This window comes from Arthrobacter sp. NPDC056727, assembly GCF_042790555.1.
Lineage (GTDB): Bacteria > Actinomycetota > Actinomycetes > Actinomycetales > Micrococcaceae > Arthrobacter.
In genome coordinates this window covers 120439-141143 of the sequence record NZ_JBHTZA010000007.1, presented here as the reverse complement: position 1 = coordinate 141143, position 20705 = coordinate 120439, and the positions used below count along the sequence as shown (strand labels likewise).

Genomic DNA, 20705 nt, shown 5'->3' with positions numbered 1-20705 from the left:
TTGCTGAAGCGAGGAGGCGCGCCGCAGCTCACTGAACAGTGCTTGATACCACGTTTCCGGAAACCGTATTCGCTAGATTTGGCGTATCGAAACAAGCGCATTGCACGTCCGAAAGTCGCGAGCGGATCTTCCCTCACGGTTTCACGTGAAACGCTCGGAAGCCGGCGGGGGCGGTCCGCGCTTCGATCGCTTCATCCTGGACCGCGGACACCAATCACAGGGACGTGATGCGGCGGACACCCTCAACTTTACCCACAGGTTTATCCACAGGCTTATCCACCGGTTTATCACCATCTCGACTTGCCGGGTCGAGGCCCTCAAGTGCCGGGGCCTAGCCAGTCCGGACATTGGGAAGCATCGTCCAGATCCAGCCGAGCTCGCGCGTGAGGGAGTCAGCGGTGCTCAGTGGCCAACTTGCGGACGCGGGTGGCGGAACGCCTGACGACTTCGATTTGGCCAGGTCGTCTAAGTGTCCTTGGCGACGGCGGCCTTCGATACTATGAGGGACGACAAGACCGGCAGCGGGGGAGAGGCAGGGTATCCTCAGCCACGCAGTCCAACGTTGGAGTCGCCGGTACGTTTCCGCAGGGAGAGGTTTGAAGTGAACGACTCCACAGGTCGTGCCGAACCAGCGAAGGTCACCTCGGGGCACGTGCACTCGAGCGCCAACGGCAAGTGCTCCAGCGCGCCGTTTCACGTGAAACCTTGGCAGCGATAGGCGCGGGTGTCCAAAGAAACCGCCGTCGCTCGATCCAGCCAGTTACTCTCAACACCAACCGACATGATCCAAGGAGCCACGAAGCTACATGACGGTGTTCGCAGCTGGCGCGAACGGAGACACTGAGGCCATAAGAGTCATCTGCTGGCGGGAACGTACAAGACTGCCAGATGCCAAAGACGTTTCTCCAAAAACAGGGTCGGCTAGGGGTGCAGCCCGGAGAGTCAGCAAGGATTGAAGCCTAGTTGCACCAGTCCAGACAAGTCCCCGCACTCGTATGCGTGTCCAAGGTCTTGTACGTGCCAACCCACCCACTCCCAACACACGCCATGACCGGCAACGAAGCAGCCTGCACGATAGGGGACCAGGTGCCGCTAGGGGTCCCGGCGGGACCGCCGACGGCCCGGTGACCTGATTCAGCAGTGAGCTGTGACGACCATCGTGGACAGACTTGGCAGCCCCACCGGGCTGCTCCGGTATTAGCCGGAGTTTCCTCTCTCCATGCCACGAGCCAAGCGAGATTGCCTGCGGCGCCGGGCAAGTCACGGGCCACCTGCGGACGCCAAGACACTCTGCACGCCCAGTACCCATTCAGCTCGCATCGGCGATGGGTCCCTGTGCCCGCGCAGGCGTGGCCCTGGAGCAGGTTCCGGATCCGGCACCTTTCAGTGAGCCAGCGGCAGGCCATTCGGTTCTGCAGCCCTGGGCATGACCCAGTGCAGATTGTTGTTTGCCACTGGCAAGGACAACCACGCTCCAGCGGACAGGAACCGGATCGGGTATCGGCCGAACATCTCAGGCCACTACGCGGTTCTGCCAGGCACCCGGTTCTGCCAGGCTGGACATGAACCATAGACGGGCACACCGGACTTCACGCGGTGATAGATCATCGCCCAGCGTCGAAGATTATCGCGCCGCGTCGCTTGTTTCACTGAAACCACCGGCCCGGGAGAGTCCTGTCGCGTAGCATGGGCGGCATCCGTCGGCTCGTCGGCGGGTTTCACGTGAAACGCCTAGGCCCGTGCAGGGGCAGTGCTGGCCGGGGAGAGCCATTCATCACGTCCAACGCAGTCGTGCCGTCCGCCCGAATGGCCATGCATCACTTCCTACCACGCTCGTTCAGCTGGTAGCGGCTCGCAGGCGCGGCCCCGGTGACCGTTCGGAGAAGCCCAGAACCGCCCGTACGGCCCATGCAAGCCAATCACCCGCATACGGAAGCCACACATCGGGGCACGTGGGATTCCGTGAGCGTCAGAATCCGTGAACTGACCGAGGTTCATGGCGGTGGTTCCACGTGAAACGGACACTCACTACCATGCACGCCTGAAGCTGATGGGCAGCATCGACATACCGGCCCGACCTTGCGCGCAGCCCAAGTCGCGGCGAGAAGGGCCCCTGCGGTAGCACAGCGACCTGGAGCGGCCGTCCACCCTAAGCTCAAACAACCCCACAGTGCCATCTCGGATCCTCTCCAGAAGAGACCGGAGCGCCACAGATCCAGACCGCGCCATGAGGGCGGGAAACGAGACACCGTAGACGTTTGAAGGCTCTCAGGCCGTCGTACGGCTCCTGTCTCCTTCTAAAAGCAAGAACGAACCAAAGTCCCTGCGATAAACCCGGGTCGCGGCGGAGAAGGGCCAAACACGGCATCCAATCGTATCTGGCAGGTGCATCATGCATCTCAGCCCGCGACATCTACCACCCCGATGAAGCCAATACAGAATCAGTAGCCAACGTGCCGAATGTACAGCGTTGCCCCGTCCTCATGAAACCAACATTCAACCGTCTTAAACGAAAAGGGCCCGTTCGTATGAGCGGGCCCTGATCTTCGACTGATTCTTTAGTTGTCTGATCCTGGTGCGAGGACGTCCATGATGCGGTTGAGATCCTCCACGCTGGCGAACTCGATGCTGACACGGCCCTTGCGCGCGCCGAGCGAGATCTTCACGTTGGTGTCGAGCCTGTCCGAGAGCGAGGAGGCCAGGTAGTCCAGCCGCTCATGACGTGCCCCCGGGCGGGGGATGTTGTTCTTGGCCGGCGTCGCAGGCTCACGGTGCAAGGTGACCGCTTCCTCCGTGGCGCGAACCGACATGCCCTCAGCCACGATCTTCTGGGCCAAACGCTCCATGGACGCAGCATCGGGGAGGGACAGGAGTGCGCGGGCATGGCCGGCCGAAAGCACATTGGCAGCGACACGACGCTGCACCAGCGGTGGCAGCTTCAACAGGCGGAGGGTGTTCGACACCTGTGGGCGTGAACGGCCAATCCGGTCGGCCAACTGCTCGTGCGTCGTGCCGAAGTCCTCCAGGAGCTGCTGGTACGCCGCAGCCTCCTCGAGCGGGTTGAGCTGGCTGCGGTGCAGGTTCTCCAGAAGTGCGTCGCGGAGCAGGTCGTCGTCCGTCGTATCCCGGACGATCGCCGGGATCGTGGGCAGGCCAGCAGCCTGTACCGCACGCCAGCGACGTTCACCCATCACCAGTTCGTACGGCTCTCCACCCGTTTCGGTTGAAGTACGCACCACGATTGGCTGGAGAACGCCTATTTCGCGAACCGAGTGAACAAGCTCCGCCATGTCGTCCTCATCGAAGACGGTACGCGGCTGTTTGCGGTTGGGATGGATGTCCGTGACCGGGATCTCGGCAAAGCGGACGCCGGGCACCTCGACGAGTTCGACGTCGTTGTCCAAAACGGCAGCAGACTTTGCATTCCGCCCGACGGCGGCATTTTCGGCCGAAGCATCATCACCCGCCGTCTCAGCCACGGCGGGTGATTCCGGGCGAACGCCACCGGACTTCCCGGCATCCTGATCCGAAGCCGCGGGCTTGGCCGCGGCGTCCTTAACCGAAGCAGCGGACTTGGCGGACGAGGCCTTCGTTCCATCCGAAGCCGTCTTCGCGTCCGGACCGGCGGCAGCCTCAGCTGGCGCCTCAGCCGAGCCCGGAGCCGAAGACTTCCGGCCGGACCGGCGTGCGGGGGCGTCATCGAGGACAGGCTTGTCCGGCTCAGCAGCCGGAACCGGTTCAGCCGTCTTCCGCGCCTCCGGGAAGAAGAGATCCACAGGGCGCGACGGAGCTGCTCCGTTACCCGAAGCGCCTGCGGAAGCGGAACTTGGAATGAGTGCGCCAAGACCGCGACCGAGCCCGCGTCGCTTATCGCTCATGGATGATTCCCTCCATCGGAAGAGCCCGGCCATGCCGGGCTCCGGCTGTTGCTGTGTTTGGAAAATTCTAACGCTCAGCGATTTCCGCTGCGGCTTCCAGGTAGGACAACGCGCCGCTGGAGGATGGGTCGTAGGTCATGACCGTCTGCTGGTAGCTCGGTGCCTCGGAGATCCGCACGGAGCGGGGCACCACAGCATCAAGGACCTGGTCCGGGAAGTGCTGCCGGACTTCGGCTGCGACCTGGGCGGCCAGGTTGGTCCGCCCGTCGTACATGGTCAAGAGAATGGTGGAAACTTCCAGGTCAGCGTTCAGGTGCTTCTGGATCATCTCGATGTTCTTCAGCAGCTGGCTCAGTCCTTCGAGTGCATAGTATTCGCACTGGATGGGGATGAGTACCTCGCTGGCCGCGCAGAAGGCGTTGACGGTCAGCAGTCCCAGGCTGGGCGGGCAGTCGATGAAGATATAGTCCAGCCGCTGCTCGCCCTTCTTCTGCCGGGCTTTGGCGTAGACGTCGATGGCACGGCGGAGGCGCTGCTCCCGCGCCACCAGGGAAACCAGTTCAATTTCAGCGCCGGCCAGGTGGATGGTGGCCGGGGCGCAGATGAGGTTGCTGATGTCAGGGCACTGCGCCACTACGTCCTCGAGCGCCACATCGTTGATCAGGACATCGTAGATGCTGTCGACGTCGGCATGGTGCTCAATGCCCAAAGCCGTGGACGCGTTGCCCTGCGGGTCGATGTCGATGACCAGGACGTTCAGGCCTGCAGCCGCCAGCGCCGCAGCGATGTTGACAGTTGTGGTGGTTTTCCCCACACCACCTTTTTGGTTTGAAACTGTGAAGATTCGTGTCTTCTCAGGCTTCGGCAGGGTGCGGCCGAGCAGCCGCTCCCGCCGCCTGTTCTCGTGCGCGAGTTCACGGGCGATCGGACTTGAGTCATCCAGGGTGTCCAGGACATTTCCGCGGGCCGCGGTTTCACGTGAAACCTTCTGAGCGCTGGTTCCTGCAACCGGATTGAATTGACTTACTGTCGTAGCGACCGGCGATACGCCAAAGGCCCGCGCCGACCCCAAGGACACGAACGGGGGGATCCGCTGCGTGGAGGTTTCGCTACTGGTCACTGGGACACACTCACTCTCGTTCGGCCTTCACTGCCGTTCTCTAGCCTAACCGCTACAGCCTAAGGACCCGCGGCACCTTGCGGTGCTAGGCGCTCTTTTGGGTCTTCTTAACTACGATCCGCACCACCGTGGTGGGTTCCTCGAGCAGGTTTTGGCCAACGGTGACCACCGATGTCTCGACGCCGCCAAGCTTGCGGATGACCTTGCTTGCCTTCTCGATCTCGTCGGCGGCGCTGCGGCCCTTGATGGCAACAACTTCGCCCGCGCCCCCGAGCAGCGGAATGGTCAGGCCTGCAAGGTTGCTCAGCGCTGATACCGCACGGGCGGTCACGACGTCGGCCGTTACCATTCCGACGGCGAGCTCGGCACGGGTGCGCATGACGGTGACGTTGCTCAAGCCGAGGTCATCAACCACCTCCTGCAGCCAGATCACCCGGCGTTCCAGTGGCTCGATGAGGGTCAGCTCGAGGTCAGGGCGGGCAATGGCAAGGCAAAGGCCCGGCAGGCCGGCACCGCTTCCGACGTCAGCCACGTGGCTGCCCTGGGGAATTTCACTTTCGATGACCGCACAGTTCAGGACATGGCGTCCCCAGAGCCTGGGGATCTCCCGGGGACCGATGAGTCCGCGCTCGGTCCCGGACGTGGCCAGGTGCTCGACATACCGTTCAGCGAGGCCCAGGCGGTCTCCGAAGATCTTCTCCGCCGCTTGGCGCTCAGCTGCCGTCATTTCAACCATCAGTAAGTCAGCCAACGGTTCAGTCGGCGGAAACGACGATGTGCCGGCCGGCACCCTCGCCCTCGGACTCGCTGACGAACCCAAGATCAGCAACGGCGTCGTGGACGATCTTTCGTTCGTAGGCGCTCATGGGCTCCAGGGCGACAGCCTCGCCGGTTTCCTTGACGGAAGCGACGGCGTCCTCAGCGATCTTCTGCAGATGGCCCGCGCGCTCCTTCCGGTAGCCGTTGATGTCGAGAACCAACCGTGAGCGGTTCTCCGTCGCGGACAGCACGGAGAGCCGGGTGAGTTCCTGAAGGGCCTCCAGAACCTCGCCGTCGTGTCCCACGAGGCTCTCGAGCCCGGCGGATTCTTCCTCGGTCACGATCGAGATGTACGTGCGTCCGTTGCGGACCTCAATGTCAATGTCGCCGTCGATATCGGCAATGTCGAGCAGTTCCTCAAGGTAGTCGGCAGCTACGTCGCCTTCCTCTTCGAGGCGGCTTGCCGACGTGCCCTTGCCCGCATTCACGGTGCCGGCAACGGATTCCTGGTCTTCGCTGGCGTCAGCGGAAAGTGCGTGTTCAGAGCTCTCAACAGACATTACTTCTTCTTCCTGTTCTTACGTTGTGGCTGGGTGCGCTGCGTCCGGGCCTGCGCAACCGCAGCGGCGGCAGCTGCTTCCGTTTCGGCGTCGGCCTTCTTGCCGCCCAGGATGGGAAGAGCCGGAAGGCCCTTGGCGGCACGGCGCTCGGCGAGGGCCTTGGCGGCGGGGGACCCCGGCGTCGGCATGCGTCGGATGACAAAGAACTGCTGGCCCATGGTCCACAGGTTGGTCGTGGTCCAGTAGATCAGGACACCGATGGGGAAGTTGATGCCGCCCACACCGAAGACGATGGGCAGGATGTACAGCATCATCTTCTGCTGGCGCATGAACGGGCTGGCCATGGCCTCTTCGGACATGTTCTTAGCCATGATCTGCTTCTGCGTGATGAACTGCGAGGCCGTCATGGCCAGGATCATCACGATGGAGAGGATCCAAACCGCCACGACGTTGCCGCCCACTGGCGTGCCGTGGAGCAGGGTCGCGGAGAGCGGTGCACCGAAGATGCTGGACTCGTCGAACTGCTTGACCTGCTCAGGACTCATGGCACCGATGCCCTGGCCACCCGCCTTGGCGGAGCTGATGCCGGAAAGCACCTGGAACAGCGCGAAGAAGAACGGCATCTGGATCAGCATCGGGAGGCAGGCGGAGAACGGGTTGGTGCCGTGCTTCTTGTACAGGGCCATCTGCTCCTGCGCCATGGCCTGGCGCGAAAGCTGGTCGGTCTTGCCCTTGTACTTGTCCTGCATCTTCTTCAGGTCCGGCTGCAGCAGCTGCATTCCGCGCTGGGCCTTGATCTGCTTGACGAACACGGGGATCAGGGCGGCACGGATAACCAGAACCAGTCCAATGATGGACAGCGTCCACGTCCAGCCGTTCGCGGCCGGCAGGCCGATGAAGCTCAAGCCGTCATGGAAGCCGACCATAATGACTGAGACCAGCCATTTGAACGGCGCCATGATTGTTCCAAAGAAGTCCATACGATTCCCTATTCGTCAGGCCGCAGCGCGGCCTTCTCCATCAGTCTGAGCAGCCAGGTACTTGTCCGGGTTATTCAGCACAACAATTCTGGGGGTCCGGTTTTCAGGCCATTCCCGGTGGCCGGCGGGGACATGGTCCACGCCACCGGCGTTCCACGGGTGGCAGCGCGCCAGGCGCCTGGCCGCGAGCCAGCTGCCCTTGACGGCGCCGTGGACGGTGACTGCTTCAAGCGCATACGCCGAGCAGGAGGGAAAAAAGCGGCAAACCTGGCCGTACAAGGGCGAAACCACCTTGCGGTAGGCCAGGAGCAGAAGAATAAGGATGTTGCGGGGCAGGTTCCAAAGGAATCGGCCCGCGGCCGCAGCTGCGGACTTGGGGGAACGGACGACGGCGGCAGTCGGGTCAAGCACGCTGTGTCCCTTCCTGTGTTGTTGCGTCCGGTTGCGTTCCAGCCGGCCGTTTTCCGGTCACCGCCGGAAGGCGGCCAGCCAGCCGCCTCATGGTGTTTTCCAAGGCGGCGTTGTAGTCCGCCAGGAGCTCATCCCAGCTGGCTGTTGCAGAAGCGGGCAAAGCACGCACCACAATAGCGAATCCGGTACCGTACTCACGCAGCGAGACAGCGCCGGCTTCTCTAAGTCTCCTCTTAACGAGGTTCCTGGCAACAGCGTTCCCGACAGCTTTGGACACGATGAAGCCGATGCGGCTGGGTTCGTCGGCTCCAATAGTTGCCGTATATAACACTACGTTCCGGCGTCCATTGCGGACGCCGGAACGTACAGTTGTTGAAAAATCGGTTGAAGTCCTCAGGCGGTTCCGGGTGGCAAGCACCGCTAATCTCGCAAAAGGAAGAAGACCGACAAGTCAGTATTTAGGCCGACAGTTCGGTGCGGCCCTTGCCACGGCGGGCGGCCAGGATGGCGCGGCCGGCACGGGTGCGCATACGAAGGCGGAAGCCGTGCTTCTTGGCCCGACGGCGGTTATTCGGCTGAAAAGTCCGCTTGCTCACGTTAGTTACTCCAGTGGATCAAAGGTGCGCCCACCCGATCAGTAAGGGGAAGAACTGGCCGACGCTAAGTTTTGTATGTGTCTGCTTCCCGTGATTTCCCGAAACACGCGGAGCGTCCGGAAGTCCAAAATGGGTTCACAAAGCAGGCACAAAGGACTCCACAACGGTAGGGCAAAACGCTATGGGGAGTCAAACCAGCAGGCCACCCCGCGTGTTTCCCCAGCTGTGGCTAACGGGGTCCCCAACCTGTGGATGAAGCGGCTCACTACCGCCGTTTTCGAACCACAACGGTGTAATTATCCACAAGGCACTTCCCAGCTATCTTCTAGGCTTTTCATCCCCTAGAGTGTCTCAGTAGCCGATTATCCACGGACTGTGCATAACCCTGTGGATTAAGCCGGGCCAGCACCCTGGTTCACGCTTGCGGCTGCATGTAATGCAGACAGCAAGCTTTGAGGAACCAAATTTGATGACAGTAGACGAAGCCAACCACGCCAACACTGTCGGAAGTTCCTGGCGGCGCGTGGTGAACCTTCTCGAACAGGACGACCGCGTCTCGCCCCGGCAACGCGGCTTTGTCATCCTCGCGCAGGCCCAGGGCCTCATCGGTTCCACCCTTCTCGTCGCTGTGCCCAACGAACTGACCCGGGAAGTGCTCCAGACCCAGGTCAAAGACGCCCTCGATGACGCGCTCCGCAACGTCTTCTCTGACGACATCCGCTGCGCGATCGACGTTGACACCGATCTGGTTCCCATCCACGAGGAGCCCGAACCCGCCGTCGAGCTTTCCCTCGCAAACGATCCCTCAATCGAGCAGAAGCCGCAGCCCATGCTCCCGAGCACCTCGCATGAATTCGGCCGCCTCAACCCCAAGTACGTTTTCGACACCTTCGTGATCGGATCCTCGAACCGGTTCGCCCATGCCGCGGCCGTCGCTGTGGCGGAAGCCCCCGCAAAGGCCTACAACCCGCTGTTCATCTACGGAGACTCGGGTCTGGGCAAGACGCACCTGCTGCACGCCATCGGCCACTACGCCCGCCGCCTCTACAGCGGCATCCGCGTCCGGTACGTCAACTCCGAGGAATTCACCAACGACTTCATCAACTCGATCCGTGACGACGAAGGCGCGAGCTTCAAGACGACGTACCGCAACGTGGACGTCCTTCTGATCGATGACATCCAGTTCCTGGCCGGCAAGGACCGGACGCTGGAGGAGTTCTTCCACACGTTCAACTCGCTGCACAACAACAACAAGCAGGTGGTCATCACCTCGGACCAGCCGCCCAAGCTGCTCGCAGGGTTCGAGGACCGGATGAAATCCCGCTTCGAGTGGGGCCTGCTGACGGACATCCAGCCGCCCGAACTGGAAACCCGCATCGCCATTCTCCGGAAGAAGGCCCTCAGCGAAGGCCTCTCCGCCCCGGACGACGCGCTGGAGTACATCGCTTCGAAGATCGCCAGCAACATCCGCGAACTCGAAGGCGCGCTCATCCGCGTCACCGCGTTCGCCAGCCTCAACCGCCAGCCGGTGGACGTTGCCCTCGCGGAGATGGTGCTCAAGGACCTCATCACCGACGACGGCGCCCAGGAAATCACCTCGAGCCAGATCCTGCAGCAGACCGCGGAGTACTTCAAACTCAGCATGGAGGAGCTCTGCAGCAAGTCCCGGACCCGCACGCTGGTGACCGCACGGCAGATCGCCATGTACCTGTGCCGTGAGCTGACCGACATGTCACTTCCCAAGATCGGCCAGGAGCTCGGCGGCCGCGACCACACCACCGTGATCCACGCCGACCGCAAGATCCGTGAACTCATGGCCGAGCGACGTGTGATTTACAACCAGGTCACCGAGCTCACCAACCGGATCAAGCAGCAGCAGCGCGACTCCTGATCCGGGGTTCTTAACCTTATTAACAGGTGCGTGTGGATAACCCTGTGGACAGTTAAGGGGACAACCGCGGTTAATGGGCTTAAAACCCTTAAGGCGTCTGTGGATCACCGAAACAGGCCAAAAATTTTGTCCCCATCCACAGCCTGTTTAAAACACGCCGAACCCACAGTCCATGAACAGGGCTTAACCGCGGATCCGAGCCGGAGAACGGGGTTATCCACAGTTTCCACAGCAGTTATTAACACTACTAATCCCAAAAAATTGAAATCCCTCAAACAACAATCTCGTTCCCGGACCTTCCGCACCGGCCAAAGCATCGGCAGCCCGAACGCCGGCAGAGCCGGCATCACAGACGGGGATGGGGAAATTCTTGTTGTTCCGGCTAAGCTGTCTGCAGCGCTCCCATCCCTGGGTCTGTTTGAGGTCGGCCATGCGCGGACCATGCAGGTTCCGGGATTCGGGGGCAATGGTCTTGTGGGCTCCTCGGGAGTTCCCGTTCAGAAAATGGCAGCAGCAATGAAAGGCGGCACCCTTCCGTGAAGTTCAGAGTCGAACGGGACGTCCTGGCAGAAGCCGTTACATGGACAGCCCGATCGTTGTCTCCGCGGCCGCCCGTACCGGTGCTCTCCGGCCTCCTCCTCAAGGCCGAATCCGGTACCGTTAGCCTGTCCAGCTTCGATTACGAAACCTCAGCGAGGCTCGAGATTCCTGCCGACATCAGGGAGGAAGGCACCATCCTGGTCTCCGGCAGGCTCCTGGCCGACATTTGCCGCAGCCTGCCCTCGGCACCGGTGGACATCGAAACCGACGGCAACAAAGTGACCCTCACCTGCCGCCGAAGCAGCTTCCACCTGGCCACCATGCCCGAGGCGGAATACCCGCCTCTCCCTCCGCTGCCCACCATCACCGGAACTGTCGCCGGCGACGCGTTCGCCCAGGCTGTTTCCCAGGTGATCATTGCGGCCAGCAAAGACGACACCCTTCCCATCCTCACGGGCGTGCGGATGGAGATCGAGGACGACCTCATCACGCTCCTGGCCACGGACCGTTATCGGCTTGCCATGCGGGAAGTGCCCTGGAAGCCGGTCACCCCGGGAATCTCAACCAGTGCCTTGGTCAAGGCCAAGACACTCAACGAGGTTGCCAAGACTCTGGGTGGCAGCGGGGACATCAATCTGGCCATCGCCGACGACGACAGCCGGCTCATCGGCTTTGAGAGCGGCGGCCGCACCACGACGTCGCTGCTGGTCGACGGCGATTACCCCAAGATCCGCTCGCTGTTCCCGGATTCCACTCCGATCCACGCCACCGTGCAGACCCAGGAGCTGGTGGAGGCCGTCCGCCGTGTCTCCCTCGTGGCGGAACGCAACACCCCGGTCCGGCTCGCCTTCACCCAAGGACAGCTGCACCTCGACGCCGGCACGGGCGAGGACGCCCAGGCATCCGAAGAGCTCGAGGCACAGCTGTCCGGCGATGACATCACGGTGGCATTCAACCCGCACTACCTGGTTGAAGGCCTCAGCGTGATTGAAACCAAGTTCGTGCGCTTCTCGTTCACCACGGCACCGAAGCCCGCCATGATCACCGCGCAGAACGATATCGACGGCGAAGATCAGGACGACTACCGCTATCTCGTGATGCCAGTGCGTCTGCCCAACTAATCCCCACCGCCACCCTCCCCTCGCAAGCTCGGCCAGGGAACCCTGGCGGCGTGGGCCCACCCGTCACCCAATGCAGAAAAGAGTTCTTACCGTGCACATCGGACTGATCGGCCTTGGAAAAATGGGTTTCAACATGCGCGAACGGCTGCGCAAGGGCGGGATCGAGGTCACGGGCTTCGACCGCAACCCGGACGTTACCGATGTGGCCTCCACGGATGAACTCATCGCCGCGCTTCCCGCGCCGCGACTCATCTGGGTCATGGTCCCGGCCGGTGAAATCACCGACGCCGTCATCACCGAGCTGAGTGCGAAGCTGCAGCCCGGCGACATGGTGATCGACGGCGGCAACTCGCGGTTCACCGAGGACCAGAAGCACGCCGCTGCCCTGGCCGAAAAGGGAATCCGCTTCGCCGACTGCGGCGTCTCCGGCGGAGTTTGGGGCCTGCAGAACGGCTACGGCCTCATGGCAGGCGGCGACGCCGAGGACATCGAACGCGCGCTTCCGGTCTTTGATGCACTCCGTCCGGAAGGCGACCGCGCCGACAGCTTCGTCCACGTGGGCGCCGTCGGCGCGGGCCACTACGCCAAGATGGTGCACAACGGCATCGAGTACGGCCTGATGCAGGCCTACGCCGAGGGCTACGAACTCCTCGCCGCCAAGGAAATCGTCACCGACCTGCCCGGCACGTTCCGCGCCTGGCAGAAGGGAACAGTTGTCCGGTCCTGGCTGCTGGACCTCATGGTGAAAGCCCTGGACGAGGATCCCGGACTGGCTTCGATCGACGACTACGTCGAAGACTCCGGTGAAGGCCGCTGGACCGTGGAAGAGGCGATCGCCAATGCGGTGCCGGCCCCCGCGATCACTGCTGCGCTGTTTGCGCGCTTCGCCTCGCGCGAGGACAACTCGCCCGCCATGAAGATGGTGTCCGCGCTTCGCCACCAGTTCGGCGGTCATGCCACCCGTCCGGCCAAGTAATTCCTTGTCCGGGTTCCGTAGGGCTTCCGGGCCGGCGGTTCCCGAGAATTTGAAGAGCGCGTGTACCTAGAACACCTGTCCCTGACCGATTTCCGCAGCTACGCCCAGGTGGATCTCCGGTTTGAGCCCGGCGTCACGGTCCTGGTCGGCTCCAACGGAATCGGCAAGACCAACCTGATGGAGGCCATCGGCTACCTGGCCACCCTCAGCTCGCACCGGGTCAGCACCGACGGCCCCTTGCTGCGGTTCGGCACAGAGCGCGCCATGATCCGGGCGAAGCTGGTCCGGGGTGAACAGTCCACCGTCCTGGAGCTGGAAATCAACGGCGGCCGGGCCAACCGCGGACGCATCAACCGCAGCAACCCCGTCCGGGCTCGCGACCTGCTGGGCATCTGCCACACGGTCCTGTTCGCCCCGGAGGACCTGGCCCTGGTCAAGGGCGATCCGTCGAACCGCCGTCGGTTCCTTGACGAGCTCCTGGTGAGCCTGATTCCGCGGCACGCGGCCACCCGCAGCGACTATGACAGGGTGCTGAAACAACGCAACGCGCTGCTCAAGTCCGCACGGGCCGGCAAATTCACCGCCGGCCACGAAGCCACGCTCGATGTCTGGGACCAGCACATGGCGCGCGCCGGTGCGGAGCTGCTGCACGCGAGGCTGGAGCTAGTTGAGCGAATCCGGCCGCACCTCAACAACGCATACGCCCAGCTCACTGATGGCTCCAAGGACGCGGATGCGCTCTACCGTTCAACACTGCAAAACATGATGGACGACGACGGCGAGCCGGCCGGCGCTTCGGCGTCACCGTCAGCGCCGGAGAATTCGGCAGAGGATCTCCGCTTGCTGTCTGTGGAAGAGCTCACCGAACGCTACGTGCAGGCCTTCGCGGCGTCCCGCCGCAGGGAACTCGAACGGGGCATCTCGCTGGTGGGCCCGCACCGGGACGAGCTGGAACTCGTGCTCGGCCAGGCCCCGGCCAAAGGCTACGCCTCGCACGGAGAAACCTGGTCCATGTGTCTGTCCCTTCGGCTGGCGTCCTACTACGTCATGCTTGACGACGCCCGCACTGGAGGCTCCGCGCCGATCCTCATCCTGGACGACGTCTTCGCCGAACTCGATGTGCAGCGGCGGCGTAAACTGGCCGCAATAGTCGCCGGCGCCGAGCAGGTCCTGGTGACCGCCGCCGTCGACGCCGACATTCCGGACGAGCTGGCGGGCCGGCGGGTGAAGGTAATCCCGGGAGGAATCGATGAACAGGGATAAGGACGGCGGTCTTCAGCCCGGCCGCGATCCCGATGAAATCGATGCTGCCCAGGCGGCACTCAACAGGATGCGGGAGGCGGCGGCGGCCCGTGGCGAGATCCGCCGGAAAGCGCCGCCGGCAGGCGCCAGACAAAAACCTCGCACCGCAGCGCAGGGAACGCGGGGCTTCAGCCAGTTTCACTCCACCGGACGCGACCCCCTGGGCCTGGGAAAAGTCGTGGGCCGGCTGGTGGCCGAGCGTGGCTGGACCTCTCCGGTGGCCGTGGGCTCGGTCATGGCAGAGTGGCCGGCGCTGGTGGGACCGGAAATCGCCGCCCACTGCACGCCCGAAAGCTTCACCGACACAACCCTCCACGTCAGGTGCGACTCCACGGCCTGGGCCACGCAGCTCCGCCTGCTCAGCATGAGCCTGCTGGAGAAGTTCCGCACCGAACTTGGTGACGGCGTGGTCACGAGCATCCAGGTGCTCGGCCCGGCCGCCCCGAACTGGCGCAAGGGCGGACGCACCGTCAACGGGCGCGGCCCGCGGGATACGTACGGATAGACCCGGCAAAGCGGCGACGGCGCTGGCCAAATCCGTCGGTTCAGCTCCCGCCGGTTGTGCCTTCCGTGAACAAAGCGGAAACGGCGTGCAGGGCGCTCAAACCGCCGTCGGCCGTATAGGACCCCAAAACGGGGACTGCTGGGGCCTTGCAGGCGGGGCCAATGGCCAGCCAGCGGCATATTGGCCTGCGCCCACACCCCGCCAATGCGGGTTTCAACCGCGTTTCACGATAGAATTCCCCTAGATAACTGGGCGCCGGTGAAACGTTGACTGAGTCCGTTTTCCAGCGCTTCTTTCTGCGCGGGAGCGGTTCCGCGGTCAACCGGGTAGCGGGTGCCGCCAGTGACGTGCCTTTTGGCGGATGCCTTTTGCTTCGGCGAAGGGCGGAGGCCGGCCATCATCGAACATAGAGGAGTCGAAAGCGCCTGTGGCTAACGACAATGCAGACATCGAGGCAGTGGAGCCCGCAACGGAGGACGCCGTGACCACCGGCAACCCGGCGGAGACGGCCACACCGCGGGAGTACGGCGCCAGCGACATTACCGTACTTGAGGGCCTCGAGGCCGTACGGAAACGGCCCGGCATGTACATCGGCTCCACCGGGCTGCGCGGCCTGCACCACCTGGTGTACGAAGTGGTGGACAACTCGGTTGATGAGGCCCTGGCGGGTTACTGCACCCACATCGAGATTGTTTTGCAGGCCGACGGCGGCGTCAAGGTGGTCGACGACGGCCGCGGCATCCCGGTGGACATCCACCCCACCGAGGGCAAGCCCACCGTCGAGGTGGTCATGACCATCCTGCACGCCGGCGGCAAGTTCGGCGGCGGTGGCTACGCCGTGTCCGGCGGACTCCACGGCGTGGGTATCTCCGTCGTTAACGCGCTCTCCAGCCGCGTCAACACCGAGGTCCGCAGGCAGGGCCACGTCTGGCGGATGTCCTTTGCCGACGGCGGCAAGCCCCAGGGCGAATTGGTGCAGGGCGAGGAAACCGCCGAGACGGGCACCACCCAGACCTTCTACCCGGACGCGGGCATCTTCGAATCCGTGGAATTCGACTTCGAGACGCTCCGCGCCCGGTTCCAGCAGATGGCCTTCCTCAACAAGGGCCTGCGCATTACCCTGACGGACGAGCGCCAGGCAGCAGCCGGCACGGACGAAGCCGGTGACCTTGACTTGGACGGCGTGGTGGCCGAGGGCGAGGTCCTCGCCGGGCACCGCACGGTGGTCTACCAGTACAACGAAGGTCTCCTTGACTACGTCAAGCACCTGAACTCGAGCAAGAAGGTGGATGTGGTCCACGAGGACGTCATCGCCTTCGAGACCGAGGACACCGAGCGGCACATCGCCGTCGAGATGGCAATGCAGTGGACCACGGCCTACTCCGAAAGCGTCCACACCTACGCGAACACCATCAACACCCACGAGGGCGGCACCCACGAAGAGGGTTTCCGCGCCGCGATGACCTCGCTCATCAACCGCTATGCGCGGGAGAAGAGCATCATCAAGGAAAAAGAAGAGAACCTCACGGGCGACGACATCCGTGAAGGCCTGACGGCTGTCATCTCCGTGAAGTTGTCCGAGCCGCAGTTCGAGGGCCAGACCAAAACGAAGCTCGGCAACTCCGAGGTCAAGGGCTTCGTCCAGCGCGTGGTCACGGACCAGCTGGGTGACTGGCTGGAGCGCAACCCCGGCCCTGCACGTGACGTGATCCGCAAGGCCATCTCTGCTGCACAGGCCCGCATGGCAGCGCGGAAGGCCCGCGACAATGCACGCCGCAAGAGCCCGCTGGAGTCCTTCGGCATGCCGGGCAAGCTCTCCGACTGCTCCTCCAAGGACCCCTCGAAGTGCGAGGTCTACCTGGTTGAGGGTGACTCGGCAGGCGGGTCGGCCAAGCGCGGACGCAACCCCGAGACGCAGGCCATCCTGCCGCTGCGCGGCAAGATCCTGAACGTGGAGCGGGCGCGCCTGGACAAGGCGCTCGGCAACAACGAGGTCCAGTCCATGATCACCGCGTTCGGCACGGGCATCGGCGAGGACTTTGACCTCAGCAAACTGCGCTATCACAAGATCGTGCTGATGGCCGATGCCGACGTTGACGGCCAGCACATCACCACCCTGCTGATGACGCTGCTGTTCCGGTACATGCGCCCGCTGATCGAGAACGGCTACGTCTACCTGGCCCAGCCGCCGCTGTACCGGATCAAGTGGTCCAACGCACCGCACGACTACGTTTACAGCGACCGTGAGCGTGACGCCGTCCTGGTCTCCGGCCAGGCAGCAGGGCGCCGCATTCCGAAGGAAAACGGCATCCAGCGCTACAAGGGTCTGGGCGAGATGGACTACACCGAGCTCTGGGACACCACCATGGACCCGGACCGGCGCACCCTCCTGCAGGTGACCATGGAGGACGCGGCAGCTGCCGACCAGATCTTCGCCGTGCTGATGGGCGAGGATGTGGAGTCCCGCCGAAACTTCATCCAGCAGAACGCCAAGGACGTCAGGTTCCTGGATATCTAGCGGCTACTTGCTTGATATTCCAGAACTGACATATACCTGAAACGGAAAATACAGACTATGAGTGACGAAACACCTGAGGTCCCGGCCGAGTCTCCGGACGGTACGGAGCCGGTGCTGGAGGGCGACGTGCTGATCGACCGCGTGGAGCAGGTGGACCTGCAGACGGAGATGCAGCGCTCCTACCTCGACTACGCGATGGCCGTTATTGTGGGCCGTGCACTTCCTGACGTCCGTGACGGACTGAAGCCCGTCCACCGCCGCGTGCTCTACGCGATGTTCGACGGCGGTTACCGCCCGGACCGTGCCTTCAACAAGTGCGCCCGCGTGGTGGGCGAGGTCATGGGCCAGTACCACCCGCACGGTGATACGGCGATCTACGATGCGCTGGTGCGCCTCATCCAGGACTGGACCATGCGCTACCCGCTGGCGCTGGGCCAGGGCAACTTCGGTTCACCCGGCAACGACGGCGCTGCCGCCCCGCGTTACACGGAAACCAAGATGGCACCGCTCGCCATGGAGATGGTCCGTGACATCGACGAGGAAACCGTCGACTTCCAGGACAACTACGACGGCAAGAACCAGGAACCCACCATCCTCCCGGCCCGGTTCCCCAACCTGCTGGTCAACGGGTCTTCCGGCATCGCCGTCGGAATGGCCACGAACATCCCGCCGCACAACCTCCGCGAGGTGGCCGACGGCGTCCAGTGGTACCTGGCCAACCCGACCGCAAGCCGTGAGCAGCTCCTCGAGGAACTGCTCAAGCGCATCAAGGGACCCGATTTCCCTACCGGCGCCACCATCCTGGGCCACAAGGGCATCGAGGACGCCTACCGCACGGGCCGCGGCTCCATCACCATGCGTGCCGTCGTCAACGTCGAGGAGCTGCAGGGACGGACCTGCCTCGTCGTCACCGAGCTGCCCTACCAGGCGAACCCGGACAACCTGGCCATCAAGATCGCCGAACTGGTCAAGGACGGCAAGGTCCAGGGCATCGCGGACCTCCGCGACGAGACGTCCGGACGCACCGGCCAGCGCCTGGTCATCGTCCTGAAGCGTGACGCCGTCGCCAAGGTGGTGCTGAACAACCTCTACAAGCACACGCAGCTGCAGGAGAACTTCGGCGCCAACATGCTGGCGATCGTGGACGGAGTGCCGCGCACTCTGAGCCTCGATGCCTTCATCCGGCACTGGGTCACCCACCAGCTGGATGTCATCGCCCGGCGCACCCGCTACCGCCTGCGCAAGGCCGAGGAAGAAGCGCACATCCTGCGTGCGCTCCTGAAGGCACTGGACATGCTGGACGAGGTCATCGCACTGATCCGCGCGTCCAGCACCACGGAGGCCGCACGCGACGGGCTCATGGAGCTGCTGGACATCGACGAGACCCAGGCCCGCGCTATCCTGGACATGCAGCTGCGCCGGCTCGCTGCCCTGGAACGCCAGAAGATCCAGGACCGGCACACCGAACTCGAAGCGATGATCGCCGAATACAATGCGATCCTCGGCTCGGAGGAACGCCAGCGCTCGATCATCAGCGAGGAGCTCGCCGAGATCGTTGCCAAGCACGGGGACGACCGCCGCACGCAGATCCTGATGGGTTACGACGGCGACATGTCCATGGAAGACCTCATTCCCGAAGAGGAAGTGGTGGTCACCATCACCCGCGGCGGCTACGTCAAGCGCACGCGGAGCGACAACTACCGCTCGCAGCAGCGCGGCGGCAAGGGCATCAAGGGCGCCCAGCTGCGCGGCGACGACGTGGTGGAACACTTCTTCGTGACCACCACGCACCACTGGCTGCTCTTCTTCACCAACTTCGGGCGCGTTTACCGGGCCAAGGCCTACGAACTTGCCGAGGGCGGCCGCGACACCAAGGGGCAGCATGTGGCAAACCTGCTGGCCTTCCAGCCGGACGAGCACATAGCCCAGGTGCTCGATCTGACGGACTACCAGCAGGCGCCGTACCTGGTGCTCGCCACCAAGCGCGGCCTGGTCAAAAAGACCAGGCTGGAGGACTACGACACCAACCGGTCCGCCGGTGTCATTGCCATCAACCTCCGGGAGGAGGATGAACTGGTCTCCGCCCAGCTGGTTTCCGAAACGGACGACCTCATGCTGGTGTCCCGCAAGGGCCAGTCGATCCGCTTCACGGCCACCGACGACGCACTCCGCCCCATGGGCCGTGCCACGTCCGGCGTGACCGGCATGAAGTTCCGTGAGGATGACGAACTGCTCGCCATGAACGTGGTGGCCGAGGGATCCTTCGTCTTCGTGGTGACCGAAGGCGGCTACGCCAAGCGCACCGCCGTCGAGGAGTACCGGCTCCAGGGACGAGGCGGCCTGGGCATCAAGGTGGCCAAGCTCGCCGAGGAACGCGGTGACCTTGTGGGCGCCCTGGTGGTCCAGGAGGAAGACGAGGTCCTCGTGGTCATGGGCGGCGGCAAGGTGGTCCGTTCATCCGTGGCCGGCGTCCCTGCCAAGGGACGCGACACCATGGGTGTCATCTTCGCGAAGCCCGACAAGAATGACCGCATCATCGAGGTGGCCCGCAACACCGAACGCGGCCTCGAAGCCGAGGTTGAGGCCAGCGCCGAGCGGGAGTCCGAGGCCGACCACGCCGATGAACCCAGTGCGTCAGAAATCTTGGCTATCGCTGCTGATGACGTAACGTTGGCTGAAGATGCCGGACCAGACGAGGATTCCGCGCAGGCGGCTTCGGAACTGGCCGATGAAGCAGAAGGAACGTCCGGCGATGCTGAGGCGAACGAAGACAACACCGGAGGTAACGAGTGAGTAATTCCGACTCATATCCCAAGCCGAACAGTAATGGTCCCGGCGGGATGCGTCAGCCGGCATCCGCTCCCCGGGTGAATGCCCCGGTGCGTCCCCAGCAGAGCCCGGCCGCGCCGTCGGGCCTTCCGGGGCAGCGTCCTGCAGCAGCGGGACAGCGTCCCCAGGGTGCCCCGGCAGGTCAGCGTCCGCAGGGCCAGCGGCCCGCGGCTCCCGCCCAGCGCCCGGCGGCCCCCGGCCAGCGCCCCCAGGGTGCGCCCGGTGCCGCGGGGCTGGTCAAGCCGGCCCCTAAGGCCAAGGTGCGCCGCGCCCGGCTCCTGGTCAGCAAGGTTGACCCCTGGTCCGTCCTGAAAATGGCGTTCCTGCTCTCGGTCGCGCTCGGCATTGTCACGGTGGTGGCCGCAATCGTGCTGTGGACCGTGCTGGACCTGACCGGCATCTTTGACCAGGTGGACAGCCTGCTGGGAACCCTCGCCGGTTCCGAGGGCGGCGGCTTCGAACTGAAGAAGGTCGCATCGCTCGGCCAGGTGGCGTCGTTCGCCACGATCATCGCCGTCGTGAATGTGGTTCTTCTCACAGCCTTGTCCATGCTCTCGGCGGTGCTGTACAACATCTCGGCAACCCTTGTTGGCGGCATCGGCGTGACCCTGACGGACGACTAAATCCCCGTAATTCCGCGGAAAAACCCCGCTGGAATGCCTCGATTTGAGATCGGGCCGGGATGTGCTGTAGAGTCATGTCTCGGCCCGATGAGGCAT

Annotated in this window: 16 protein-coding genes; 8 read left to right on the top strand and 8 right to left on the bottom strand. The window is 63.6% G+C overall.

Translation table 11 applies throughout. The features are described 5' to 3' along the window. Nucleotides 1-2558: 2558 nt before the first annotated feature. From ACFRAH_RS09305 to rpmH, 8 genes are all read right to left on the bottom strand, one after another. The gene (locus tag ACFRAH_RS09305) at nucleotides 2559-3878 is read right to left on the bottom strand and encodes a ParB/RepB/Spo0J family partition protein (protein WP_377990609.1); all 1320 of its coding nucleotides are present in this window, start codon (nucleotides 3876-3878) and stop codon (nucleotides 2559-2561) included. Between the two features lie 67 nt (nucleotides 3879-3945). Continuing rightward, a complete protein-coding gene (locus ACFRAH_RS09300; RefSeq protein ID WP_377990608.1) occupies nucleotides 3946-4998 on the bottom strand; it encodes a ParA family protein in 1053 nt (350 codons plus the stop codon). An 85-nt stretch (nucleotides 4999-5083) separates the two neighbouring features. Then, nucleotides 5084-5734: a 16S rRNA (guanine(527)-N(7))-methyltransferase RsmG gene (gene rsmG / locus ACFRAH_RS09295; protein ID WP_377990607.1), complete on the bottom strand. Its 651-nt coding sequence runs from the start codon at nucleotides 5732-5734 to the stop codon at nucleotides 5084-5086. Between the two features lie 19 nt (nucleotides 5735-5753). Further along, nucleotides 5754-6317 (bottom strand): protein jag, encoded by a 564-nt coding sequence (locus ACFRAH_RS09290; protein ID WP_377990606.1) that lies wholly within the window; start codon nucleotides 6315-6317, stop codon nucleotides 5754-5756. Then, nucleotides 6317-7297, bottom strand: a complete 981-nt coding sequence (gene yidC, locus ACFRAH_RS09285; protein WP_377990605.1) for a membrane protein insertase YidC — start codon at nucleotides 7295-7297, stop codon at nucleotides 6317-6319. The genes ACFRAH_RS09290 and yidC overlap by 1 nt, the downstream gene beginning before the upstream one ends. 15 nt (nucleotides 7298-7312) lie before the next feature. Beyond that, nucleotides 7313-7708: a membrane protein insertion efficiency factor YidD gene (yidD, locus tag ACFRAH_RS09280; protein WP_377990604.1), complete on the bottom strand. Its 396-nt coding sequence runs from the start codon at nucleotides 7706-7708 to the stop codon at nucleotides 7313-7315. After that, nucleotides 7701-8126 (bottom strand): ribonuclease P protein component, encoded by a 426-nt coding sequence (rnpA, locus tag ACFRAH_RS09275; protein WP_377990603.1) that lies wholly within the window; start codon nucleotides 8124-8126, stop codon nucleotides 7701-7703. The genes yidD and rnpA overlap by 8 nt, the downstream gene beginning before the upstream one ends. Nucleotides 8127-8166: 40 nt before the next feature. Beyond that, nucleotides 8167-8304, bottom strand: a complete 138-nt coding sequence (rpmH, locus tag ACFRAH_RS09270; RefSeq protein ID WP_003800212.1) for a 50S ribosomal protein L34 — start codon at nucleotides 8302-8304, stop codon at nucleotides 8167-8169. A gap of 469 nt (nucleotides 8305-8773) precedes the next feature. On the opposite strand from rpmH, the gene dnaA reads away from it, so the two are divergent. The 8 genes from dnaA (at nucleotide 8774) to ACFRAH_RS09230 (ending at nucleotide 20609) form a co-directional block, all read left to right on the top strand. Beyond that, nucleotides 8774-10195 (top strand): chromosomal replication initiator protein DnaA, encoded by a 1422-nt coding sequence (dnaA, locus tag ACFRAH_RS09265; protein WP_377990602.1) that lies wholly within the window; start codon nucleotides 8774-8776, stop codon nucleotides 10193-10195. Nucleotides 10196-10731: 536 nt separating this feature from the next. Further along, on the top strand, nucleotides 10732-11856 hold the full coding sequence (gene dnaN / locus ACFRAH_RS09260; protein ID WP_377990601.1) for a DNA polymerase III subunit beta: 1125 nt from the start codon (nucleotides 10732-10734) through the stop codon (nucleotides 11854-11856). A gap of 70 nt (nucleotides 11857-11926) precedes the next feature. Continuing rightward, entirely contained in the window at nucleotides 11927-12832 is a 906-nt protein-coding gene (gene gnd / locus ACFRAH_RS09255; RefSeq protein ID WP_377990600.1) for a phosphogluconate dehydrogenase (NAD(+)-dependent, decarboxylating), read from the top strand. A 60-nt stretch (nucleotides 12833-12892) separates the two neighbouring features. Continuing rightward, a complete protein-coding gene (gene recF, locus ACFRAH_RS09250; protein WP_377990599.1) occupies nucleotides 12893-14095 on the top strand; it encodes a DNA replication/repair protein RecF in 1203 nt (400 codons plus the stop codon). Beyond that, nucleotides 14082-14639, top strand: coding sequence for a DUF721 domain-containing protein (locus tag ACFRAH_RS09245; protein ID WP_377990598.1), 558 nt, complete (start codon nucleotides 14082-14084; stop codon nucleotides 14637-14639). Before recF ends, ACFRAH_RS09245 begins: the two co-directional genes overlap by 14 nt. A gap of 427 nt (nucleotides 14640-15066) precedes the next feature. After that, nucleotides 15067-17157, top strand: coding sequence for a DNA topoisomerase (ATP-hydrolyzing) subunit B (gyrB, locus tag ACFRAH_RS09240; protein ID WP_377990597.1), 2091 nt, complete (start codon nucleotides 15067-15069; stop codon nucleotides 17155-17157). Nucleotides 17158-17214: 57 nt separating this feature from the next. After that, entirely contained in the window at nucleotides 17215-19950 is a 2736-nt protein-coding gene (gyrA, locus tag ACFRAH_RS09235; protein WP_377990596.1) for a DNA gyrase subunit A, read from the top strand. Then, complete coding sequence (locus tag ACFRAH_RS09230; protein WP_377990595.1) at nucleotides 19947-20609, top strand: DUF3566 domain-containing protein; 663 nt, start codon at nucleotides 19947-19949, stop codon at nucleotides 20607-20609. Before gyrA ends, ACFRAH_RS09230 begins: the two co-directional genes overlap by 4 nt. Nucleotides 20610-20705: the final 96 nt, after the last annotated feature.